This window comes from Stygiolobus sp. CP850M (assembly GCF_037389425.1).
Classification (GTDB): Archaea; Thermoproteota; Thermoprotei_A; order Sulfolobales; family Sulfolobaceae; genus Stygiolobus.
The window spans coordinates 32,670-50,815 of record NZ_JBBHKR010000089.1 but is presented as its reverse complement, the minus strand read 5'-3'; the positions used below and the strand labels follow the sequence as shown (position 1 = coordinate 50,815).

The following is an 18,146-nucleotide window of genomic DNA, read 5'->3' as shown; positions in this document are numbered from 1 at the left end:
CCTCACCTTAAACCTTTTCTTCAATTCTTTACACTCTTATAAATTCCATTATTTTTTATGGATTAGATATTATCCTATCAGAAATATTTTTTCTAATATGATTTTGGGTCTACCGTGGAGGTGGGGGAGGGGAGTTCAAGTATTTGATTGTGAACGGGAATTAAGTAAAGATGAGGGGATGCGGGAAGGCTGTGATCATGATCGTTCTCGGACTCATAGAGGGTAGAGTGAAGGGCATGCTGAACCTCCTCTTCTTCACGGCCGAGTCCTTCAACTCGTCCCTAAAGGTAGGTTAGCAATCGCTACTACGCGTGGAGGACTAGATCGTCCGTGCCATAGCTATTAACTACAACCTCTCATCTACTATCTTATCCTTGTAATAATATTACATATATCCTTATTTCCTTATCAAACAATCAAATATATTCAATAATTTCTTCATTGCAGCAGTTATTAGATTTTGCCTTGACTTCAAGGCTACACCTAACGAGAAATCCCATAACTGCTGTTCATTGAATAAGCTAAATCAACTGAGATATTACAATTCACAAAGGATCCCTGAATCTCCAAAATGTAATTTGCAATGTTAAATGGGGAAAAAGATACACAGAATTCTAAAGTTATGGTTTATTTTCTGAGCTTAACCCCTTAAGTTTGCTGAACACTCCGAGGAACATTAAAAGTGATGCTAAGGGAAAGATTAAAGACGTTAAGCCAAGGTTTATAATTAGTCCTTCCATAAAGTTGTCCAGAGCGGTAATTATAGTGCCGACTAATGATATTACAGCCACTTTATCAATGTCCTTATTTATAGTCCTGGCGTAAAGATAAGACACGTTAGGGGATACGATCGCATAGAGAAAAGAATAAGCGATGTACATGACACCGCCATAATATCCAGTTCCCATGAGAGCCAAAATCAGCAATGAAAGCATAAAGCTCATGATAAGTAATCTGCCTTTGATAAACTTGGAAAAATAAGCACCTATCGAAGAGATAACAAATACAATGACGAAATAAAACACCTCATCATATACTGATAAACCGGTGTAGTAGTGAATTACTATCGGTATCATGTTGGTAAAGAGTGAGATGCCTATAATATAGGTTAAGTACCAAGAAAACTCCCTCAAACTTCTCCTAACAAACTCAATTGATAGGGTGTATTTTACAGCAACCGGCTTCATTTCAATAAACTGTGACAGAACTATAGGAACGATCGCAACGAGAGAGAAAGAAAGGTAAAAAGTAGAGAATGGAATGTACTTAGTAAGATAAAAGGCAAGGAAACCAAGGGCTGCGAATACTCTCCTCAAAAAACCTAGTGCGGAAAATTTAGATCTATCTAAATCTCCCAAGAATACAGTAACCGAAGAACCTAGAGAACTTGAAAGACCTATCAGTAGAGCATTTGCCAGGAAAGTAAACAGAGAGGGATATAAAGCCAAATTAAGGAACACTATGGATGAAAATAAAAAAGACAAAGTATAGCTTAGCCTCTCTTTGCCCTTAAAATAATGAAGAATTGGAATAAATGTAATTTTAGATAAAAACTCGAGCGAATATATTATACCAATTTCATAAGGACTTATACCAAATAAGTACATGTACAAGGGATAGCCTAAGAACTGAAATCCTAAAAGAAAGTCCTTAATTACTAAAGTAGAGGCTATGAATCTGAAGAAGTTTTTATGGGAATCCATTTACTACTAACCTTTTCGTATATTCTAGTTGCATGCTTTATAATCCCCTTCCCGTTTCTACAGCTTCTGCAGATACTGGGTCACATTGAACACGTCTTTGGAATTAGAGTTGGTTCAAATTTCTTATTATTCTCGTTTTTACTTAATTCTTTTAAATTTAGTACTCTCATCTCTAATGTATTTCCCATTTTATTTTTCACTAAAATATATTATCTTGCTAATTCCTTCTTATTTTTCCCCTTTTAAGATCTTCATGTTGTTTAGCTTAAATACATTCAACTAAGTTTAAACTTAAATTCTGGTATTAACATTTGTCTTGTAAGAATAAAGCTGTATTGTACGTTTTGATATTGATACTCATCAATAGCCTTCAGCCATAGTAGGAAAGGCCATCATACAACTGGCGTTCTTATCATTTTTCTTAACTCCTCAGATTCCTACTTATATTGCTTACGGAATATTAACCATCATCTTTGAACCAAGTTTTGCGTACCTGTTCTCACGTTTTATAAAAGAAAATCCTAAGACTTACGGAATAGGCTTAGCCTTCTGGGAGAGTGCGATATTCGTAGGCTTACTCGAACTACCTAATGCTTTTATTGAAACTACTACAACTGTTTTACCCTTACTTTACATCGTAATTATAAAGATAATGGATAGAACTTCCTCTCTTCTCATTTATTATAGTTGGGGGATTTCAGCGTATTACAGTTTCTGGAGAAAAGAGTTAAAGTACATAATCTCTATGGCACCTCTAGGCATGGTTGATAGCTTGGCAGAATATGTTAATTTAATTCATTCGTCAAATTATTTTATTGTAGCAATTCCTTCAATAATAGTAAGTATTGTAGGTTTTCTTTTAATAAAATACTATTTCAAACTCTCATAGCCAAGTATTTTCGTGTATATTATTAAGACTGTAAACTTAATTGTGCAAAGAAAGATCTTGATTCTTCATATTTTTAACAATTTTTATAAACCTTAAATATTCGTACTCAGCTATAGGGTGAGTAAAAGCTAATAGCGATAAATAAGTTGATATCGAAACGCGACGTTTTACTCTTATCTTATTTTTTCCAAATAATTGGTACGCAATTAATACTCTATCCTTAAGTTTTAATGCCGCATAAGTATCTGCATCAATTTCATATGCTAAGCTAGAAATTGTGTACCCTATATAAAACAATAATAGCGATAATAGCTTAAATATTAATAAAAAATTAGCAAAGTCCAAGAATATTACCGGAAGTGAAGTAATTAACTCAATTATTAATGTATATAGTAAACCAAAATAAAGTAACGTAACTATATACTCTATAACAGGGCTAAGAATTAGTGCTACAAATACCACAATAAAAAATGACATTACCTCATCATATGTAGTAATACCGAAGAAAGGTAAAAGGAATAAGACTAATTGAAAAGAGGCTAGAATTCTAATTAACCATTTATATTTTCTAGCAGCGGCTGGTATACCTCTAATAGATAGAGCAAGAGCAAATGGAGATAGCTTTCTAGCTAAATAATATAGCAAGCAAAATGGCTGTCTAGAGTGCCCTTCCTCATGATATTTTATAAAGAGAAACACATCTGGCATGTCCACTGCTATTGACGAAATAGATATCTCTTTCCTTTTTATGTCATAGAGACCCAGGTAATGCTTTGAAGGTATTAATTTTACATCTTTAATTTTAACTCCTCCAATGTTGTAATTTATTAGAGGAATGAAATTAAGAGAAATTGAAATCAAGTAGCTAAATACATCTACAGAGGGCAATAATACACCATAAGTTGCAGTTAATGCAATAATGTAGATGAGTAACGAAAGGCCATTGTAAAATCTTAATGATTGCATTCTATCACCGATTTTATCTCTTTTATCCAAACCTACTATTATATAACCTTTTTAGTTAGTTCTTCCCCAACTCATCCTTTGACTCTGAGTACCTAAGATATTGAACTCTCTATTAACTGCAACTAATTTGCCTAAGTATCTAGGATTCTTTGCTATCTAACTTTCGGGCATGTATTTACTTACGACGAATTAACTTTATCTACATTTTAGGAATTGCATCTATAATTTTATTTTATATTTATTATCTTGATTATAAATACGTTATGCCCCTATACTTGAAGAAATTTATTCCTTAGATTTTAGCGTTCTAACTATATAGGAAAGAAGAATCAGCAAGGATTTCCACGTAGGAAGATAACGGATAATGGTTAGGTAAATCTCTGAAATTCTTAATAGATAAGAATGGTTAGAGTCACAGATATTGGCAAAGTGTCAGTTACATTATTGGAGGAGGTCTAGTTTCAGTAATAATTGAAGCTTTAACACACTTTCCTCCTCTCTCTATATATTCCTTACTGTTATCGCATATTTCCTTACTATTGAAATCGAAATTCCTGCATCTTATCTTCTCAAATTCGAATTAGCCCTACGTGAAAAAGGTATTTCAGAAGGTATTTCACACGTCATAATAAAACAATATTGATTTTTCCTAATTGAAGCATCTCTATCAATTTAGACAGAGTGCCAAGTATCGCATATTCAGTTTTTTGCGGAACTGAGGAATCTTTGCCGTCTGCTTTCAAACTTTTTTGAAGGCGAAACTGACGGGATGACAATGCCTATAAACGCAAATTGGCAATCATAATACTAGGCGATAAGATGGGCGAAAAACAACGTCATTATAAATTCGGCGACTATATCTTAAGGAAAAAGGTCGGTACTTTGTTCATGAATTAGAAAATGTAAACGATGAGACAAAGGAGCGTTACGTCGTTTCTTAGCCGACGTTGTCAAATCGTATCTAAATAATGAAAAAGATAACAGCATTAGGGGTGTTGGTGGGTATCCCCATAATATGGGGCCGCCGGGATTTGAACCCGGGACCACCAGCGTACTGGTGGTTGGGGTTTTTAACCCCAGGCTGGCATCCTAGTCCAAGCTAGACTACGGCCCCTTAATGTATGTTATAGTTCTAAGCACTAAAAAGTTGACTATTTCCTATATTTAAATAAATACTTTTATAATACGAATACTTTCGGTTTACTCTCCCCAAGTTAGTTATACTATTACTGAAAGAGATCATACGAAAAATTCTAAAGTAAGACAAGGCGTTTTGAATATATTAATAGACCACTAAGGGAATACTCGGTGACTAAAAATTCCGGTAAAGTATACATGTAAGAACTGTGGGTATACTTTGTATAAATTTGAAAAGGTAGGGCAAGACTTTTATGGAGTCAGAACCCCATCAGAAATAAAGCTGATATATGGCGGTAAATGTCCCAAGTGCGGTCATGAGATCTCAGCACCAGCTCTGGAAGACATTACAATAGTCTCTAAGAAAAAACTTCCAGCAATTCTTTAACGATTTGATCGAAAGGTACCCCTTTTAAGTACTTGCGTGCTAGATCAACTCTTTTTAACCACGATAATATCGAGGTGACATTTTTCGGGTTCTCTTTAACTGACGCGTCATCGTAATCAATAACGTAAACTCTGTCGCTAACTAAGACGTTCTTATATGGTCTCACCAATTCTCCATGCTCTATCTTCTTATCCTCGAGGATTTTAGCTGCTTCTAAGAGCTTTATGATCACTTCAACCTTCTCGTTGTGTTCTAAGTGCCTACCGGCAATGTAATCCATAACAATGAAGTTATTACCATAATAATATACTTTAGGAGCTACTGGGTAAGCCAACTCTTGAATCTTACCTTCGATTTTAAGGCTTTCTTTTGGTGAATCAGCCCTCCTTATTTTCACTACCTTGCCTCCTCCTATATAGACGACAATTCCAGTCTTTCCCTTACCAATAATTCTGTACTTACCCAACTGAACGTCACCGAAAGAGTAAACTTCAGTTATACCGTATTCTTTTAGCTCTGCCTCTATCCTCTCATCGTAAAAGGGGTAAATCATTTCCCTTACTTTAACCATGATGGCGTTTTTCTCAGGAAACGGTGTAACCACGGATCGTCCTTCACCTCCTTAAGGATCTCGAATTCAAGCTTGAACTTGTACTTGAACGAGATAGTCCTTTTGAGTATCTCAAAAACATCGTACTCCTTCCTTTCCTTTATAGAGTAAAGCCTACCGTCCTTACCTACCCATACGTTTTCGTTCATTTTGATGAACTTGTCCACACTCTCTTGTTGATAGTAATAAGGACCTACGTTTAAATAATACTTACCAATATCCTTACTCTCTAATTGGATTGCAATAGTCAACCTTTCCTCATTACCCCACGCATTTACATCAATTACCTTAAACCCTACACTCGTTAGTATATTCTTAATCTTTTCTACATTCTTCCAGACTTGCCCCCAAATAATATCCTCCACTACCCTCTCTTCAATAAGGACGTTGACTAGTATGATGTCTCCCTTGATCTTATCATATTTCAAGTCTTTGGGGAAGAAGTAGTCTACGGAAGGCTCTCTCAAGTAATACCTAGCCGCGATCGAGAACAGAGCTACTTTTTCTAATGACACAGCCGAAGCGGCGTTTCTTTTCGGATCTACTGGGTCGGGTATCTGTAGTGGTTCCGTGAAATCTTTCGCTGGCTCTATCAGGTGTATTTTTATCGGCGGTTTAACCCACTTTGATGCGTGTTCTAGCACTTCCCTGAAACTCCCGTATTTTATGACTAATAACTCTGATACGTAGCCGGAGAACCCTTGTACTTTTATTTCAGCGCCATAAGCCCCTATTCCTTTGAAAAACCTCTTCAGTAGCCTGACCTCATCTTTTCCCCTCTCGTCTAGATGTTCTAATACATATTTTGTGTGGAACGGAGTCCTGTCTGCAGCTGTTATAGCCTCACTCCCAGAGTTTATTTTCAACGCTGGAACTACGTCGACTTCTATACCGTCAATGTAAAGCATAAGGTAAGGGTGTTCAGCATATGCTATCATGTATTTCATGTCCGAGAAACGCGAGATGATCTCCTTTATCGCCTTCTCTTTCAGGTAGTCTTTTCCTACCTCTTTAGGGAAGAACACAAACACGTCTAAGTCCGTGTCACCTTTGAGCCAAGTACCCTTTCTAAAGGAGCCCTCGACTTCAGCTTCATAGCCCTTGAGTCTTTCTAAAACCTCTCCCAGTATCTTCTCTAGCCTTAGCTTTTCAGCCTCTTCTGGCTTTATAATCTTCAGTACTTCATCTTCTATCAACGCTCTTCACGCTATATAAAGGATCATAAATGGGACCTTTTGGAGTTAACGTACTTTTGAAGAGGGTGATCTCCTCCACGGTAATTTCTCCGAAATCTGTACTCGCATAATCGTTTAAGATTTGAATTAGATTAACAACTCCTCTAGGTCCTTTTATCCTTCCTAAAGTGAGGTGTGGAGAGAACTCTTTTTCGTCCTCTGGTCTTATCCCCCTTGAGACCAACTGTTTATATAGTTCACCCCTGAGCTTTCTGAGTTCACTTGCTCCTTCACTTAAGCCTATCCATAACACTCTGGGCTTGTTAAGGTTAGGAAATGCCCCGGTACCGAAAAACTTTACTTTGAAAGAGTTAAAAGACACGGCGTTCATCGAGTCCTTTATGAGGTCTACCTTGTTTTCTGGTAACTCCCCGAGAAAGACCAGTGTTAAGTGAATGTTCCAAGGCTCAACGAGCTTAACGTCTCCCCCGACTCTGTTCAAAACCTCGAGAGCCTCAGTTATTTTAGGTAACTGAGGGATTTTTAATGCAATAAACAGCCTCAACACTTTTTAAAACCCCACTGATGAGATTGTAGGTGGTCACTAATTAAAATAATTGCAATTACTGGAATGCCTGGGTCGGGTAAAGGAGAACTTTCCCGTCTCTTTCAGGAAAAAGGGATAAAGGTAATTGTGATGAGTGATGTCCTGAGAGAGAGGTATAGAGCTGAGGCAAAGGAAGGAGAAAGGCTGATGGACTTTGCCTTTAGGATGAGGAGTTTATACGGGAAGGGTGTTGTGGCAAAAATGTGTTTAGAGAAACTCTCTGGAGACGAGAAGGTCGTCGTATTTGACGGAGTGCGAAACTGGGAGGAAATAGAAGAGTTCAAGAAGAGGGGAGAAGTAGTCATAATTAACGTTCACGCGAGCCCAAAAACCAGATATGAGAGGTTGATGAGGAGGGCGAGAAAGGACGACGTGCTCACAGTTGAGGGGTTAATGAAGAGGGACTTCGAAGAGTTAGAGATGGGTATAGGGACTGTGATAGCCTTAGCTGACCACGTACTAGTTAACGACAAGAGTTTAGAGGAATTTAAGAGGGAGGCTGAAGAGTTAATTAATAGATTAATATGACCAGAGTCGTGGTAGAAGTCGAAGTAAGACCGTCAGAAGACAAGGACAAGGTCCTTCAGGCTATGCTGAACTTTTTCGACTTCGAAAGGATAAGTGAGGAAAAAGTGGGTATATCTCTCGTGATAATAGGAGAATCGTCCACTTTAAGATCACTTATAAGGTTTCACCGAGCATTAAGAGAAGAGAAAATTCTAGATTCGGCTAGGAAATACTTATACAAAGGTATTAATGGGAACAGCATATCGTTTATGTTAAACAAACAAGCAGCTGCAGTGAGGAGAATATCGTTTGTAGATAGTGAAAACGAGTCACCCTTAGGGCCTATAAAAGTAAGGATAGAGTACAAAGATCCACAGACAGTAATCGATTGGCTCACCCCGAAGACGGCAAAAGGGGTACCGCTATGGGAAAACCCAATACCTCAGGAGTGATTTTTCTATCACTCCTGAAGGATATAATAGGAAAAGGGCTCGGGTAGAAAGGTCTTTTCAAAAACTTTCATTGCCTCTTTCAGTAAAGGCGTTGCATCGTCATAGCGTGGACTTATGTGTATTAAAGCGAGCCGTTTAACGTTAGCTTTAGTAGCTACAGCAGCCGCGTCTTTACTGTTGGAATGCCCGTATTCGTAGGCTTCTTTCTCATTTAAAAAAGTTGAGTCGTGCAAAAGTAGGTCTACTTCCCTAACGGCATTTATTACGTCATTGCAAGGTGCTGTATCACCAGTGTATGCTACTTTGATCCCTTTCTTGACCACCAGATAATCCTCAGGCAAGAGCACTTTGGTACCTATTTCGACTCTCTTACCATCTTTCAAAAGTCTCATTATTCTCCAGTCCTTAATTCCCTCTCTTCTGAGCCTCTCTGCATCTATATTTATTCTATCTTTTTCTTCAAAGATAAAGCCATAGGAATTAACTACGTGACACGTCCTGAACTTTGTTATCCTTATGTTAGAGTCCTCATATGATTCCGCAAATTCTATCTCGTAATTAGGGCGAAAGTAAGTCCTATTAAAGACCTCTGAGACGAAGTCCCTCAGCTCTGGAGGTCCTAATAAGGTCAGTTTTTCTTTCCTAGAATATATCCCCATGGTCTCTAACAGTCCCGGTAAGCCTAATACGTGATCTCCGTGTAAGTGAGTAATGCCTATCACCCTTATCCTCATGAAGCCCAGTCCGGAATCTATAAGTCTTTGTTGCGTCCCTTCTCCCACGTCGAAAAGTGCGTAAAGTCCCTCCCTTTGAACAAGGTAAGCCGGTAACCCTCTCTTGTTAGGTGCTCCTCCTCCGGTTCCTATAAAGTATATCTTGATCATTTGGTTACCACGTAAATAGCCCTACTTAGACTTTTATGCTCGTATATAGTATGGATTTTAACACCTTTAAATCCCGCGCTTTTTAGGTCGTCCCTCCAGTCAAATTTGAAGTCCGTAGTGAAAACAAGTTTATGGTTAACTAATTCGCTAGCTTGGTAGAAGAACTCTCGGTAAAGCTCTTTCAGTCCCTTAGGAGAGAAAGACCTACCGTAAGGAGGATCCGTTACTATAGCTTCTACCTTCCTCACGGGTGAATTTCTTGCGTCTGCTTGGAATACCTCGCATTCATAATTAAAATGCCTCAGGTTTGCTAAACTTTTTGCTATCATAACAAGATCTATATCACTCCCTATACATCTGAGTCCCAACCACCTACTCTCGATGAGAATAGTTCCCGTTCCCACAAAAGGGTCGTAAACTTCCCTTAGGCTCTCGGATAAGTTAACCATTATCCTTCCTATCTCTGGGTTTAGAGTTCCTGATTGAGAGTAAGGTCTTTTAGAGTGAGATAGTATAGATTCGGTGTGTTTTTCAGCCTTCCTTTCTCCCGCTATTATAACTCCTTCTGTTACGATCAGGTCTAATTTTTCGCATTTCTTGGAGGTTTTTATCGACGATACAACCTCACCGTAAACGGTCTTTGCATAGTTCTTATACTCTCTCATAGGGACGTCTATATCAACTGAGTAACACCTCCCCCTTAATGCCTCAACTACATCTTTAACGTCAGTAGAAATAGCTAAGGCTTTACCGGTCTTCTTTATCGCCCCTGATTTATACGCTACTCTCTCGTCTCCTTCGTAGAGCGCGACTCCATAATAATACTCCTTTTCGCTCCCGTGGATAATACTCCTTAATTCGTCTAGTGATAAAAAAATATTGTCTAAATTGAGGTAAGCATAGTTCATAACGTTCTCGCTACAGCCTCTGATACGTCAACTATCGTCACTTTACTTGGATCTTGCGGTATCGTATTGGTTATGATTACTTCTTCAGCACCTGCCTCGATTAGTCTCAAGTATGCGTCTCCTATAAAGAGTCCGTGAACAGCAGTAACATAAACCTTCCTAGCCCCCTGCTTTTTAACCATGTTTATAGCCTGAACCATAGTGCCTCCAGTACTTATAATGTCGTCAATTAGTACCACATCCCTACCTTTTACCTCTAGTTCCGGTAAGTTCTTAATCCTTACTTCCCCAGTGTTCAGATCCCTCTCTTTTTCGATAAAGGTATAGTCAGTAGATAGGATTTCAGCTAACCTCTTTGCCCTATTTAATGCTCCTTTATCAGGAGCTAGGACTAGTGGTTTCTCAGTCCTCTGTGACACGACCTTGGATATGTAGGGGATGGGGTCAATGACTTTAATATCTCCCTCAAAGTACTCAAGCTCCTCATAATGATGAGGTTCTACAACCGCTAGTGAACTGGCACCGCTCTTTCTAAGTAGGTTCAGGATTGTCTTAATGCTTATGGCTTCTCCTTCCTTAAACCTTCTGTTTTGTCTCGAGTAAGCAAGGTAAGGGATAACAACTGTGATTTTATCTACTTTCATGTCGCTTAACGTCTCAACAACTAGAAACAACTCGATTAAATGTTTGTCTTGGGGAGGATATAAGGACTGTATGACTACGACGTCTTTATCCGTTATTTGTTCGGGTATTCGTACGTAAGACTCTCCGTCTGGAAAAACTTTATGTTCTATTTTTACAAGCTTTAAATTAAGTAAGCTCGAGACCTTTTCGTCTATCCCGTTAGTTGCCGTTCCTCCTAAAATGATCATTAAACTATTAAGTGAGTAAGTGGCTTTTAAGATTAAACGTGATGGTTTAATGTATTTTATATTCGTCCTCGGTACAGCCGGTTCCGGTAAGACTACACTCGTGAAAGCACTGAGTGACTATTTAAACGGGGAAGAACTCGACACGGCAATTATTAACTTAGACCCAGCAGTAGAGAGCCTACCTTATAAACCCGACCTCGACGTCAGGGACTATGTAGATGCATTTGAGGTCATGGAAAGGTATTCCCTAGGACCCAACTCGGCGCTCGTAGCTTCTATAGATCTACTTCTTACTAAGGCTAAGGAATTAAAAGATGAGTTAAACGAGATAGAAGCTAATTACGTTTTAGTTGACACACCGGGTCAAATAGAATTATTTGCCTATAGGCAGACAGGTAGAATATTGTCGAAGTTAATCAGTGACGTAAATAAGTCCGTTTCACTATTCCTCCTTGACTCGTTCCTAAGTAAAGACGCTAGGAGTTTCGTGTCCCTCTTATTACTCTCTAGCTCCGTTAAGTTTAGGCTCGACTTACCTCAAATACTAGTCCTATCTAAGTCAGACCTCTTAACTCCTAAAGAATTTCAAGAGATGAAGAGCTGGATCGATGAGGGTAGGATAATAGACGAGATGGGAGTGTTAGACGAGTACTCTTTCGAACTGGTTAAAACTGTAGTTGAAAACTTGGACAATTTCCCGGTTCCCGTGTCTTCGACCACGATGGAAGGCATGGATGAACTCTACGCCGTGATCCAGAGGGTGCTAGCAGGTGGAGAGGACTATGAAACTGAGGAACCGAATCCCAAGCTGTGAATAACCGAAACATCAGGCTTTAAAATTTTGTTAGCAAAGAATAATATCATGAAGATCAAGGTAGTGGACGCCAACAATTTCTCGTTTATATTTAAGACGCTAACTGAGTTCATAGACGAGACTACGATCCAGTTAGACAAAGATGGTCTTAAGATAAAAGGGATAGATCCATCGAGGACTGTCTTAATAGACATTTTGATTCCCTCGGGATATTTCGAGGAGTACGAAGTTGAGGAAGAGACCAAGGTCGGGATGAAAATTGAGGACGTTGCCGACATCTTGGATACTGCCACTAAAAACGACTCCTTATCCTTAGATATACAAGAAGACAAGGTTGTGTTTGAGCTAGACGGAGAGTACGAGAGGTCTTTCACGTTACCGGTTCTATCTCCTACCGAGACGGAATTTCCTGAGATAAAGCTGGAGTTCCCGTTTAAGGCTCAAATGTTATCTGCAACATTCGCCGACTTAATAGAAGAACTGGAAGAGACAGGGAGTGATATAATAAAGTTTAAGAGTGAGGGTGGTAAACTCATTATTATCGTCGAGGGAGATCTGGCTTCGGCGTCAATAGAGTTATCAAAGGAGAACGGGGGGTTAATGGAAAGTGAAGGATCAGATGCCGAGAGTTCTTACGGTTTGGAATATATAGCCAATACTACCAAAATGAAAAGACCGTCTGATACCGTGAACATAGAGTTCGGTTCTCAACTTCCGTTAAAGTTGAGATATAACTTGCCTCAAGGGGGTTATGCTGATTTCTACATCTCGCCGAGAACTGAATAAAATAATTTACACACTTTTCAAAGAGTATTATGAAAACGCAATTTTAGAGCTGCCGAATGACATGGAGTTAAGGGAGTTCGCTTATCAGCCTTTTGATGCTGAAACGTACGTTAGACACCTCTCATTTACCAATCCTGACGAGTTGAAATTATTCCTCAGGGAGAAAGTTCCTTTACACCTGTACTACTCATCGGCGAGGTATCAACTACCCCAAGCCAAAAACATGGAGGAAAAGGGTTGGTTGGGCTCAGACCTCCTATTCGACCTAGATGCAGACGAGATTTGTGACTTAAGAGTCAAGAGGTTTTGTGACGGCATGGAAGCTCTAATGCAGTGTGAGAACTCAATAGAGTACGTTGAATTAACTAAGGATTGTATGGAAAACGTGTTTGGGAAAGCCTTGTTGATAAAGGACATACTCAAAGAGGATTTCGGGATGGATGCTAAAATTTACTTTTCTGGGAACAGAGGTTTTCATGTAAGGGTTGAATGTCACGGAGACTGTGCATTACTCGACTCCGAAGACAGAAAGGATATAGCGGACTATATCTCCGATCCTTCCCCTCCTTATGAGGGCGATGTCAACTCCCCAGGTTGGGTAGGGAGACTGGCTAGAGGGTTGAAGGGAGTCAGGATAGATCAGCAAGTCACAGTAGACCCGAAAAGACTAGTGAGGATACCGGGGTCTATAAACGGTAAGGCAGGACTAAAGGTCTATGAGGTCAAAGGCGACACATTTGACTTTAACATCCAGTCCTTATCTCCCTTTAAGGGTTACGTAGCCTTTCTGTCATATGTTACTTATTCTTTACAGTTACCAGACGGGAAGATCGACCTCAAGAAGGACACAGTAGTAAAGCTCCCCGCACAAATAGGTATTTATTTAAGCTTAAAGGGTTTAGGGGTGATTAAGGCATATGTTAGATGAGTTGGTGAGTAACGAGCTTAAACGAGATAACGAGATAACTGAGATCTCAAAAGACACTATAGAGAAGTTAATACAAGCTCTTTTGAGGCTGAGGAGGAAATACAGTGACGAACTTCACAAAGATGAGCTGAAAATATACGAAGAATTAGCTGAATCACTCTTAGAGTTGAGACTTGAGAAAGTCATTGAGGGTTTTGAGCCCAAAGGCTTTGACAAAGACGTGCTATCGCTCGTGAACGTAATGAAGAAGGTGTACATCGACTACGTGACTGGGAAGTACCACACGTACAAGGGAAAGGTACTTTGCCTCAGTAATACTAAGTTCAGTCTGGGAGATACTGTAGTCGAGCAGGGTGACGTAATAATACTACCGTTAAACAAGGTTTTAGCTTTAATAACCACTAATTATATAACTCCAGTAGAAGTTAGAGAGTGATCACAAAATGAAAATCCCAAAAGTTCTCAAGACTTATTGCCCTAAGTGCAAGACACACACAGAACATTCAGTATCGTTATACAAGAGCGGAAAAAGAAGGACTCTCTCTGAAGGACAGAGGAGATATGATAGGAAGAACCTAGGATATGGTAGCAAGAGAAAGCCGGAGCAAAAAAGGTTCGCTAAAACTACGAAAAAACAAACTCTAACTCTGAAGTGCCAGAAGTGTGGCTATACAATTATGAAGGAGGGAATCAGAGTTAAGAAGTTGGAGTTAGTTGAGGTGGTTAAATGAAGGCTAAGTTCAAGGTCTTAATACCAGAGCCTAAGAGCAAATTTTACAGGGTGAAATGCAAGAACTGCGGTAACGAGCAAACGGTATTCTCTCACTCCACCTTCCCAGTACGTTGTCTATCATGCGGTTCTCAGCTCATTATCCCCACCGGTGGTAAAGCAAAAATAGAGGGAGATATAGTTAGAATACTTGGTTAGAAATGATATACAACCAAAAGCAAATACCCGCGGAAGGAGAAGTTCTTATAGCAACGGTAAAACAAGTTTTTGATTATGGCAGTTATGTAACCCTAGACGAATACGGGAATTTACAAGCTTTTCTCCCTTGGAGTGAAATAAGTAGTAGATGGGTTAAGAATATAAGGGATATAGTTAAGGAAGGGAGGAAGGTAGTAGTTAAAGTCATAAGAGTGGACAGAAAGAAAGGCACTATAGACGTTTCCTTAAAGAAAGTCACTGAAGACGAGAAAAGGAAGAAGAACTTACAGTGGAAGAAGTTACAAAAGGTAGACAAGATCCTTGAAATAATTTCTCAAAAATTGGGTAGAAACGAACAAGAGGCGTGGAGAGAAGTAGCGTTTAAACTCGAAAACAAGTATGGGGACGTTTATGAAAGTATGGTAAGGGCAGTTAAAGAGGGAGATTTTGTACTGAGAGACGCAGGAGTAAACGAAATATGGATAAAACCGTTAATGGAGGAAATAGGTAAACACATTGAAGAAAAGAAAGTGAAGGCAAGTGAGATTGTAACGTTAAGATCTATTTCACCTGACGGGATAGAGAAGATAAGGAAAGTTTTCAGCGAAGCTGTTAGTAAATTTGAGGACAAAGAGGAGGAGATCAGGATTTACACAATTGGAGCACCTAGGTATAGGGTCGATGTGACCGGTACTGATCCTAAGCAGGTCTCAATAACCTTACAGGAACTAATAGAAACTATGAAAGAAATAAGTCAAAAAGAAGGAGTAACCTTTACAGTGGTTAAGAAATGAAGTGGAAACTTAGGAAATGTCCTAAGGACAAGATATATACTATGAAAGATATATGCCCTATATGCGGGAATAAGACAGTGATTACATCACCTCCGAGATTTTCCCCAGAAGACAAATACGTGAAATATAGGATAGAGCTTAAAAAGGGAATAAAACTTAACTGTTAATTTTATATGTTTTTTTATTATTTTTCCGTTTTGTTATTCACTCGGTTTTAATTGTGTGTAAAATAAGAAGAAATTAAGTAAAAACCTTTAGCTTTGAGTCCCGTTTACTACCACTGTTGGAGGAATAATGACGTAAGGTTCTACGAACTGGTATATTAATACAGCGATGTATACCTCAGCTATACCTCCAAAAGCAGGTACTTCTGCTACTGGATACAGTGCTATGTAAACAGGCTTAAAGTACAACATATTCACTCTGGGTATAAAGTTAGGATTTATCAGCCCAGAGAATGTCGAGTCTAAGGGGATGCTGAACGGAGCTGCAACGGGTCCCTGATTTAAAGACTGAAGCCCTTCTACGAACATGTTTACAATTAACGAGTTATAAGCTTTAGGAGTCCATGCCATTGGCTCCGAATTCGCTATTATCGGTGCTAATTGAGCTGCTTGTGGTTGACCCGAAATTTCTAGTGAGAATACAGTGGAGTTAATGTATGATATGTTCACGTATTCGTTTAAAGGATATCCTGCTATCGTAGTCATAGCTCCCATGGCCTTAGCTATATCACCTAAGCTGGTCGTATATCCTATAAACGTGCTAGGGAAATTAGACGGATATCCAATAAACCACATACTAGTACCTGCACTGCTATTTACATAGAAAGTAACAGCATCGTATGCAACTATGTAAACTGGGTAAGTGTAGTTAGGACTACCATAGGGATATAGGTGGAAGTCTTTCTCTAATACATTAGCTGCAAACGTCTCGTTATTAAGGAACATCTCCGCCATCAATTTGATTTGAGTACTGTTCAACGTGTTGTTCTCGTCTATAACGCTCCTATTACCTACGGTCTCTATCCAATATCCGTAGTCCCACCAGCTCAATATGAACGCATTATGAGGAGTATTGTGGTTTATCCAATCTAGCGCCGATACCCATGCATAGTTTACTATTAAATAAGGAGTAGCAGCATTCAGAAGGGATGGTGGTTCGTAACTTATCTCTATAGCGATCCCTGCATCCGCTAACAAAGATACTCCTACGATTGCTAACATCAAAATCGGAACTAGTCTAATTTTTTTCTCCATGAATTTACTAACTATTTCTGAAACTCCCACACCTGCTAACGCGGCTACTATATATGCGGTGTAATTAAATAGGTAAGGCTGTTCTGATGTTCCGTAAATGCTTGCTGCTCCGAGGACTAAGAGCCATAGACCAGGTAATTCTTGTCTTTTTACAAGGATGAAGTATATACCTAAAATCGACAAGAACAATGAGATTCCGAAATCTTGTATCATCGCCGTAATTGGCTGCGGAATGTATTCGGCTACAGTCCTATCTATAGGAACCGAGAACTGGAAGAACGGGTTAACAATTGCGTAATATCTTGAAGGTATTGGACTTTTCCCTATCGCTGCTAATCCTAGAATTCCTAATGATACTATGAACACTATAAAGGCCCCTATTATTATGTTCTTCGAATCCGTGATTTCCCTCGGTAAGGTCCTCCTTAAGTAGAGTTCGAGATATAGGAATAACGGGATTATTAGTAAAGAAAGACCGTGAGCAGCACCTGATAGAAATCCAATGTTGTTCGGTGCAAATGAGGTTAAGAACCCTGAAGTTACAGCCAATAAGGTTAAAGATTTAGCTGTTATTTCATCATTTTTGTTAAGAAGCACTAATAAGAATGCCGCTAACGCTAGGCTTAAGTCTATGTACGTATAACCTCCCCAAGTTATATTCGCTAGGAAGATCATTACACCTGCAGGTATGCCGTATATGGGTTTCTTCCTCTTTATTGCTAGTGTCATAAAGTATATTGCAAGTAAAACAAATGTAGCTCCCCATGAGGTCTTAGGTAATCCACCGAGCAAATTCTTATATGTTAGGGACGGTGATACGGCTACTGCTGCAGCTGCTACGTAAGCACCCACTCTATTTTCAGTTATTGCGTCAACTGCAAGAAACGCGGCTACAACACCTATTGCATCTAGGACAATGTCTGACACTATAGCTACAGTATAGACAGCATTAGCTCCAAACTGAGGGAAGAATGGCATGGAAAATAGCGCTACTAACCAAGGTAGACCTATTGTATTTCCTAGTTCTATGAAATATCCCCACGGGAACCACGCGTGGACATCTGGAGGTACCGCATACCAGTTTCCACCTTGCTGAGCTATTAGTAATGCGTTATAGAATAAGTACCATGGGTCAAACTCGTTTACCGATTGGGGAAAAGCAGTAGCACTTATTATTCTTATCACAATGGATACAAATACGAGTCCAGTAACGACTAATGTATCGAGAATCTTGAATTTATCAAACTTCAGTCTTTGGACAGTTTTTGTAGACTGCATCGTTTTCATAAACCACAGTATCTTATATAAGCTTAATCCAGATTATACAATATTTGATGATGATCGATGGGCGGCTAGATATGTGATGAAGCTTTCAAGGTCTGATAATCAGGAGAATAAGTCTTAAAAATGATAGTTTAAGACTATATTAATAGTCTGGGCCCGTAGCTTAGCATGGTAGAGCGCCCGGCTGATAATCCCGGTGATCAGATACCGGGAGGCCGTGGGTTCAAGTCCCACCGGGCCCACATCCGGGCCCAC

General features: G+C 39.2%; 22 protein-coding genes and 2 tRNA genes. 14 read left to right on the top strand and 10 right to left on the bottom strand.

Translation table 11 applies throughout. The features are described 5' to 3' along the window. Positions 1-620: 620 nt before the first annotated feature. Entirely contained in the window at positions 621-1,703 is a 1,083-nt protein-coding gene (locus tag WIW89_RS11615) for a hypothetical protein (RefSeq protein WP_337709026.1), read from the bottom strand. Positions 1,704-2,355: 652 nt separating this feature from the next. On the opposite strand from WIW89_RS11615, the gene WIW89_RS11610 reads away from it, so the two are divergent. Further along, complete coding sequence (locus WIW89_RS11610; protein WP_337720894.1) at positions 2,356-2,592, top strand: hypothetical protein; 237 nt, start codon at positions 2,356-2,358, stop codon at positions 2,590-2,592. Between the two features lie 36 nt (positions 2,593-2,628). On the opposite strand, the gene WIW89_RS11605 is transcribed toward WIW89_RS11610, so the two are convergent. After that, positions 2,629-3,588, bottom strand: a complete 960-nt coding sequence (locus tag WIW89_RS11605; protein WP_337720893.1) for a hypothetical protein — start codon at positions 3,586-3,588, stop codon at positions 2,629-2,631. A gap of 815 nt (positions 3,589-4,403) precedes the next feature. Between WIW89_RS11605 and WIW89_RS13645 the strand changes: the two genes are divergently transcribed. Beyond that, positions 4,404-4,499, top strand: a complete 96-nt coding sequence (locus WIW89_RS13645; protein WP_443296591.1) for a putative integrase — start codon at positions 4,404-4,406, stop codon at positions 4,497-4,499. A gap of 75 nt (positions 4,500-4,574) precedes the next feature. Here the strand turns inward: WIW89_RS13645 and WIW89_RS11600 are convergent. Continuing rightward, a tRNA-Pro gene (locus WIW89_RS11600) sits at positions 4,575-4,672 on the bottom strand. Positions 4,673-4,915: 243 nt separating this feature from the next. Between WIW89_RS11600 and WIW89_RS11595 the strand changes: the two genes are divergently transcribed. Then, positions 4,916-5,083: a hypothetical protein gene (locus WIW89_RS11595; RefSeq protein ID WP_337708126.1), complete on the top strand. Its 168-nt coding sequence runs from the start codon at positions 4,916-4,918 to the stop codon at positions 5,081-5,083. Here WIW89_RS11595 and WIW89_RS11590 read toward each other — a convergent pair. Genes WIW89_RS11590 through thpR form a run of 3 tightly spaced genes read right to left on the bottom strand, consistent with a single transcriptional unit; the run spans position 5,055 to position 7,433 of the window. Then, the gene (locus tag WIW89_RS11590; protein WP_337720899.1) at positions 5,055-5,654 is read right to left on the bottom strand and encodes a serine/threonine protein kinase; all 600 of its coding nucleotides are present in this window, start codon (positions 5,652-5,654) and stop codon (positions 5,055-5,057) included. The two genes, WIW89_RS11595 and WIW89_RS11590, sit on opposite strands and share 29 nt — an antisense overlap. Then, the gene (gene cca / locus WIW89_RS11585; RefSeq protein ID WP_337720892.1) at positions 5,642-6,889 is read right to left on the bottom strand and encodes a CCA tRNA nucleotidyltransferase; all 1,248 of its coding nucleotides are present in this window, start codon (positions 6,887-6,889) and stop codon (positions 5,642-5,644) included. Before cca ends, WIW89_RS11590 begins: the two co-directional genes overlap by 13 nt. Next, positions 6,876-7,433 carry an RNA 2',3'-cyclic phosphodiesterase gene (thpR, locus tag WIW89_RS11580; RefSeq protein WP_337703183.1) on the bottom strand — a complete coding sequence of 186 codons (558 nt, stop codon included), beginning with the start codon at positions 7,431-7,433 and terminating at the stop codon, positions 6,876-6,878. Before thpR ends, cca begins: the two co-directional genes overlap by 14 nt. A 42-nt stretch (positions 7,434-7,475) precedes the next feature. Here thpR and WIW89_RS11575 point away from each other — a divergent pair, with 42 nt between their 5' ends. Together WIW89_RS11575 and WIW89_RS11570 are read left to right on the top strand one after the other, a co-directional pair. Then, the gene (locus tag WIW89_RS11575) at positions 7,476-8,003 is read left to right on the top strand and encodes a nucleoside monophosphate kinase (protein ID WP_337703185.1); all 528 of its coding nucleotides are present in this window, start codon (positions 7,476-7,478) and stop codon (positions 8,001-8,003) included. After that, the gene (locus WIW89_RS11570; protein ID WP_337702993.1) at positions 8,000-8,434 is read left to right on the top strand and encodes an RNA-binding domain-containing protein; all 435 of its coding nucleotides are present in this window, start codon (positions 8,000-8,002) and stop codon (positions 8,432-8,434) included. The genes WIW89_RS11575 and WIW89_RS11570 overlap by 4 nt, the downstream gene beginning before the upstream one ends. Before the next feature lie 8 nt (positions 8,435-8,442). On the opposite strand, the gene rnz is transcribed toward WIW89_RS11570, so the two are convergent. From rnz to WIW89_RS11555, 3 genes are read right to left on the bottom strand one after another with little or no spacing between them, the layout of a single operon-like run. Beyond that, positions 8,443-9,318, bottom strand: coding sequence for a ribonuclease Z (rnz, locus tag WIW89_RS11565; protein ID WP_337720891.1), 876 nt, complete (start codon positions 9,316-9,318; stop codon positions 8,443-8,445). Next, positions 9,315-10,226 (bottom strand): TRM11 family SAM-dependent methyltransferase, encoded by a 912-nt coding sequence (locus WIW89_RS11560; RefSeq protein ID WP_337720890.1) that lies wholly within the window; start codon positions 10,224-10,226, stop codon positions 9,315-9,317. The genes rnz and WIW89_RS11560 overlap by 4 nt, the downstream gene beginning before the upstream one ends. Then, complete coding sequence (locus WIW89_RS11555; protein WP_337720889.1) at positions 10,223-11,098, bottom strand: ribose-phosphate diphosphokinase; 876 nt, start codon at positions 11,096-11,098, stop codon at positions 10,223-10,225. The genes WIW89_RS11560 and WIW89_RS11555 overlap by 4 nt, the downstream gene beginning before the upstream one ends. A gap of 49 nt (positions 11,099-11,147) precedes the next feature. Between WIW89_RS11555 and WIW89_RS11550 the strand changes: the two genes are divergently transcribed. Genes WIW89_RS11550 through WIW89_RS11515 form a run of 8 tightly spaced genes read left to right on the top strand, consistent with a single transcriptional unit; the run spans position 11,148 to position 15,515 of the window. After that, positions 11,148-11,912 carry an ATP/GTP-binding protein gene (locus tag WIW89_RS11550; RefSeq protein ID WP_337720898.1) on the top strand — a complete coding sequence of 255 codons (765 nt, stop codon included), beginning with the start codon at positions 11,148-11,150 and terminating at the stop codon, positions 11,910-11,912. A 48-nt stretch (positions 11,913-11,960) separates the two neighbouring features. Continuing rightward, the gene (locus WIW89_RS11545; protein WP_337720888.1) at positions 11,961-12,698 is read left to right on the top strand and encodes a DNA polymerase sliding clamp; all 738 of its coding nucleotides are present in this window, start codon (positions 11,961-11,963) and stop codon (positions 12,696-12,698) included. Then, complete coding sequence (gene priS / locus WIW89_RS11540; RefSeq protein WP_337720887.1) at positions 12,664-13,626, top strand: DNA primase small subunit PriS; 963 nt, start codon at positions 12,664-12,666, stop codon at positions 13,624-13,626. Before WIW89_RS11545 ends, priS begins: the two co-directional genes overlap by 35 nt. Then, positions 13,616-14,062, top strand: a complete 447-nt coding sequence (locus WIW89_RS11535; RefSeq protein ID WP_337720886.1) for a hypothetical protein — start codon at positions 13,616-13,618, stop codon at positions 14,060-14,062. The genes priS and WIW89_RS11535 overlap by 11 nt, the downstream gene beginning before the upstream one ends. A gap of 7 nt (positions 14,063-14,069) precedes the next feature. Next, positions 14,070-14,357: a 50S ribosomal protein L44e gene (locus tag WIW89_RS11530; RefSeq protein WP_337703008.1), complete on the top strand. Its 288-nt coding sequence runs from the start codon at positions 14,070-14,072 to the stop codon at positions 14,355-14,357. Next, positions 14,354-14,554, top strand: coding sequence for a 30S ribosomal protein S27e (locus WIW89_RS11525; protein WP_337720885.1), 201 nt, complete (start codon positions 14,354-14,356; stop codon positions 14,552-14,554). The genes WIW89_RS11530 and WIW89_RS11525 overlap by 4 nt, the downstream gene beginning before the upstream one ends. A gap of 2 nt (positions 14,555-14,556) precedes the next feature. After that, positions 14,557-15,348 carry a translation initiation factor IF-2 subunit alpha gene (locus WIW89_RS11520; RefSeq protein WP_337720884.1) on the top strand — a complete coding sequence of 264 codons (792 nt, stop codon included), beginning with the start codon at positions 14,557-14,559 and terminating at the stop codon, positions 15,346-15,348. After that, a complete protein-coding gene (locus tag WIW89_RS11515) occupies positions 15,345-15,515 on the top strand; it encodes an RNA-protein complex protein Nop10 (RefSeq protein WP_337703015.1) in 171 nt (56 codons plus the stop codon). The genes WIW89_RS11520 and WIW89_RS11515 overlap by 4 nt, the downstream gene beginning before the upstream one ends. Positions 15,516-15,602: 87 nt before the next feature. Here the strand turns inward: WIW89_RS11515 and WIW89_RS11510 are convergent, their stop codons facing one another. Continuing rightward, a complete protein-coding gene (locus tag WIW89_RS11510) occupies positions 15,603-17,885 on the bottom strand; it encodes an STT3 domain-containing protein (protein WP_337720883.1) in 2,283 nt (760 codons plus the stop codon). 158 nt (positions 17,886-18,043) lie between these two features. Here WIW89_RS11510 and WIW89_RS11505 point away from each other — a divergent pair. After that, positions 18,044-18,133 (top strand) — tRNA-Ile (locus tag WIW89_RS11505). Positions 18,134-18,146: the final 13 nt, after the last annotated feature.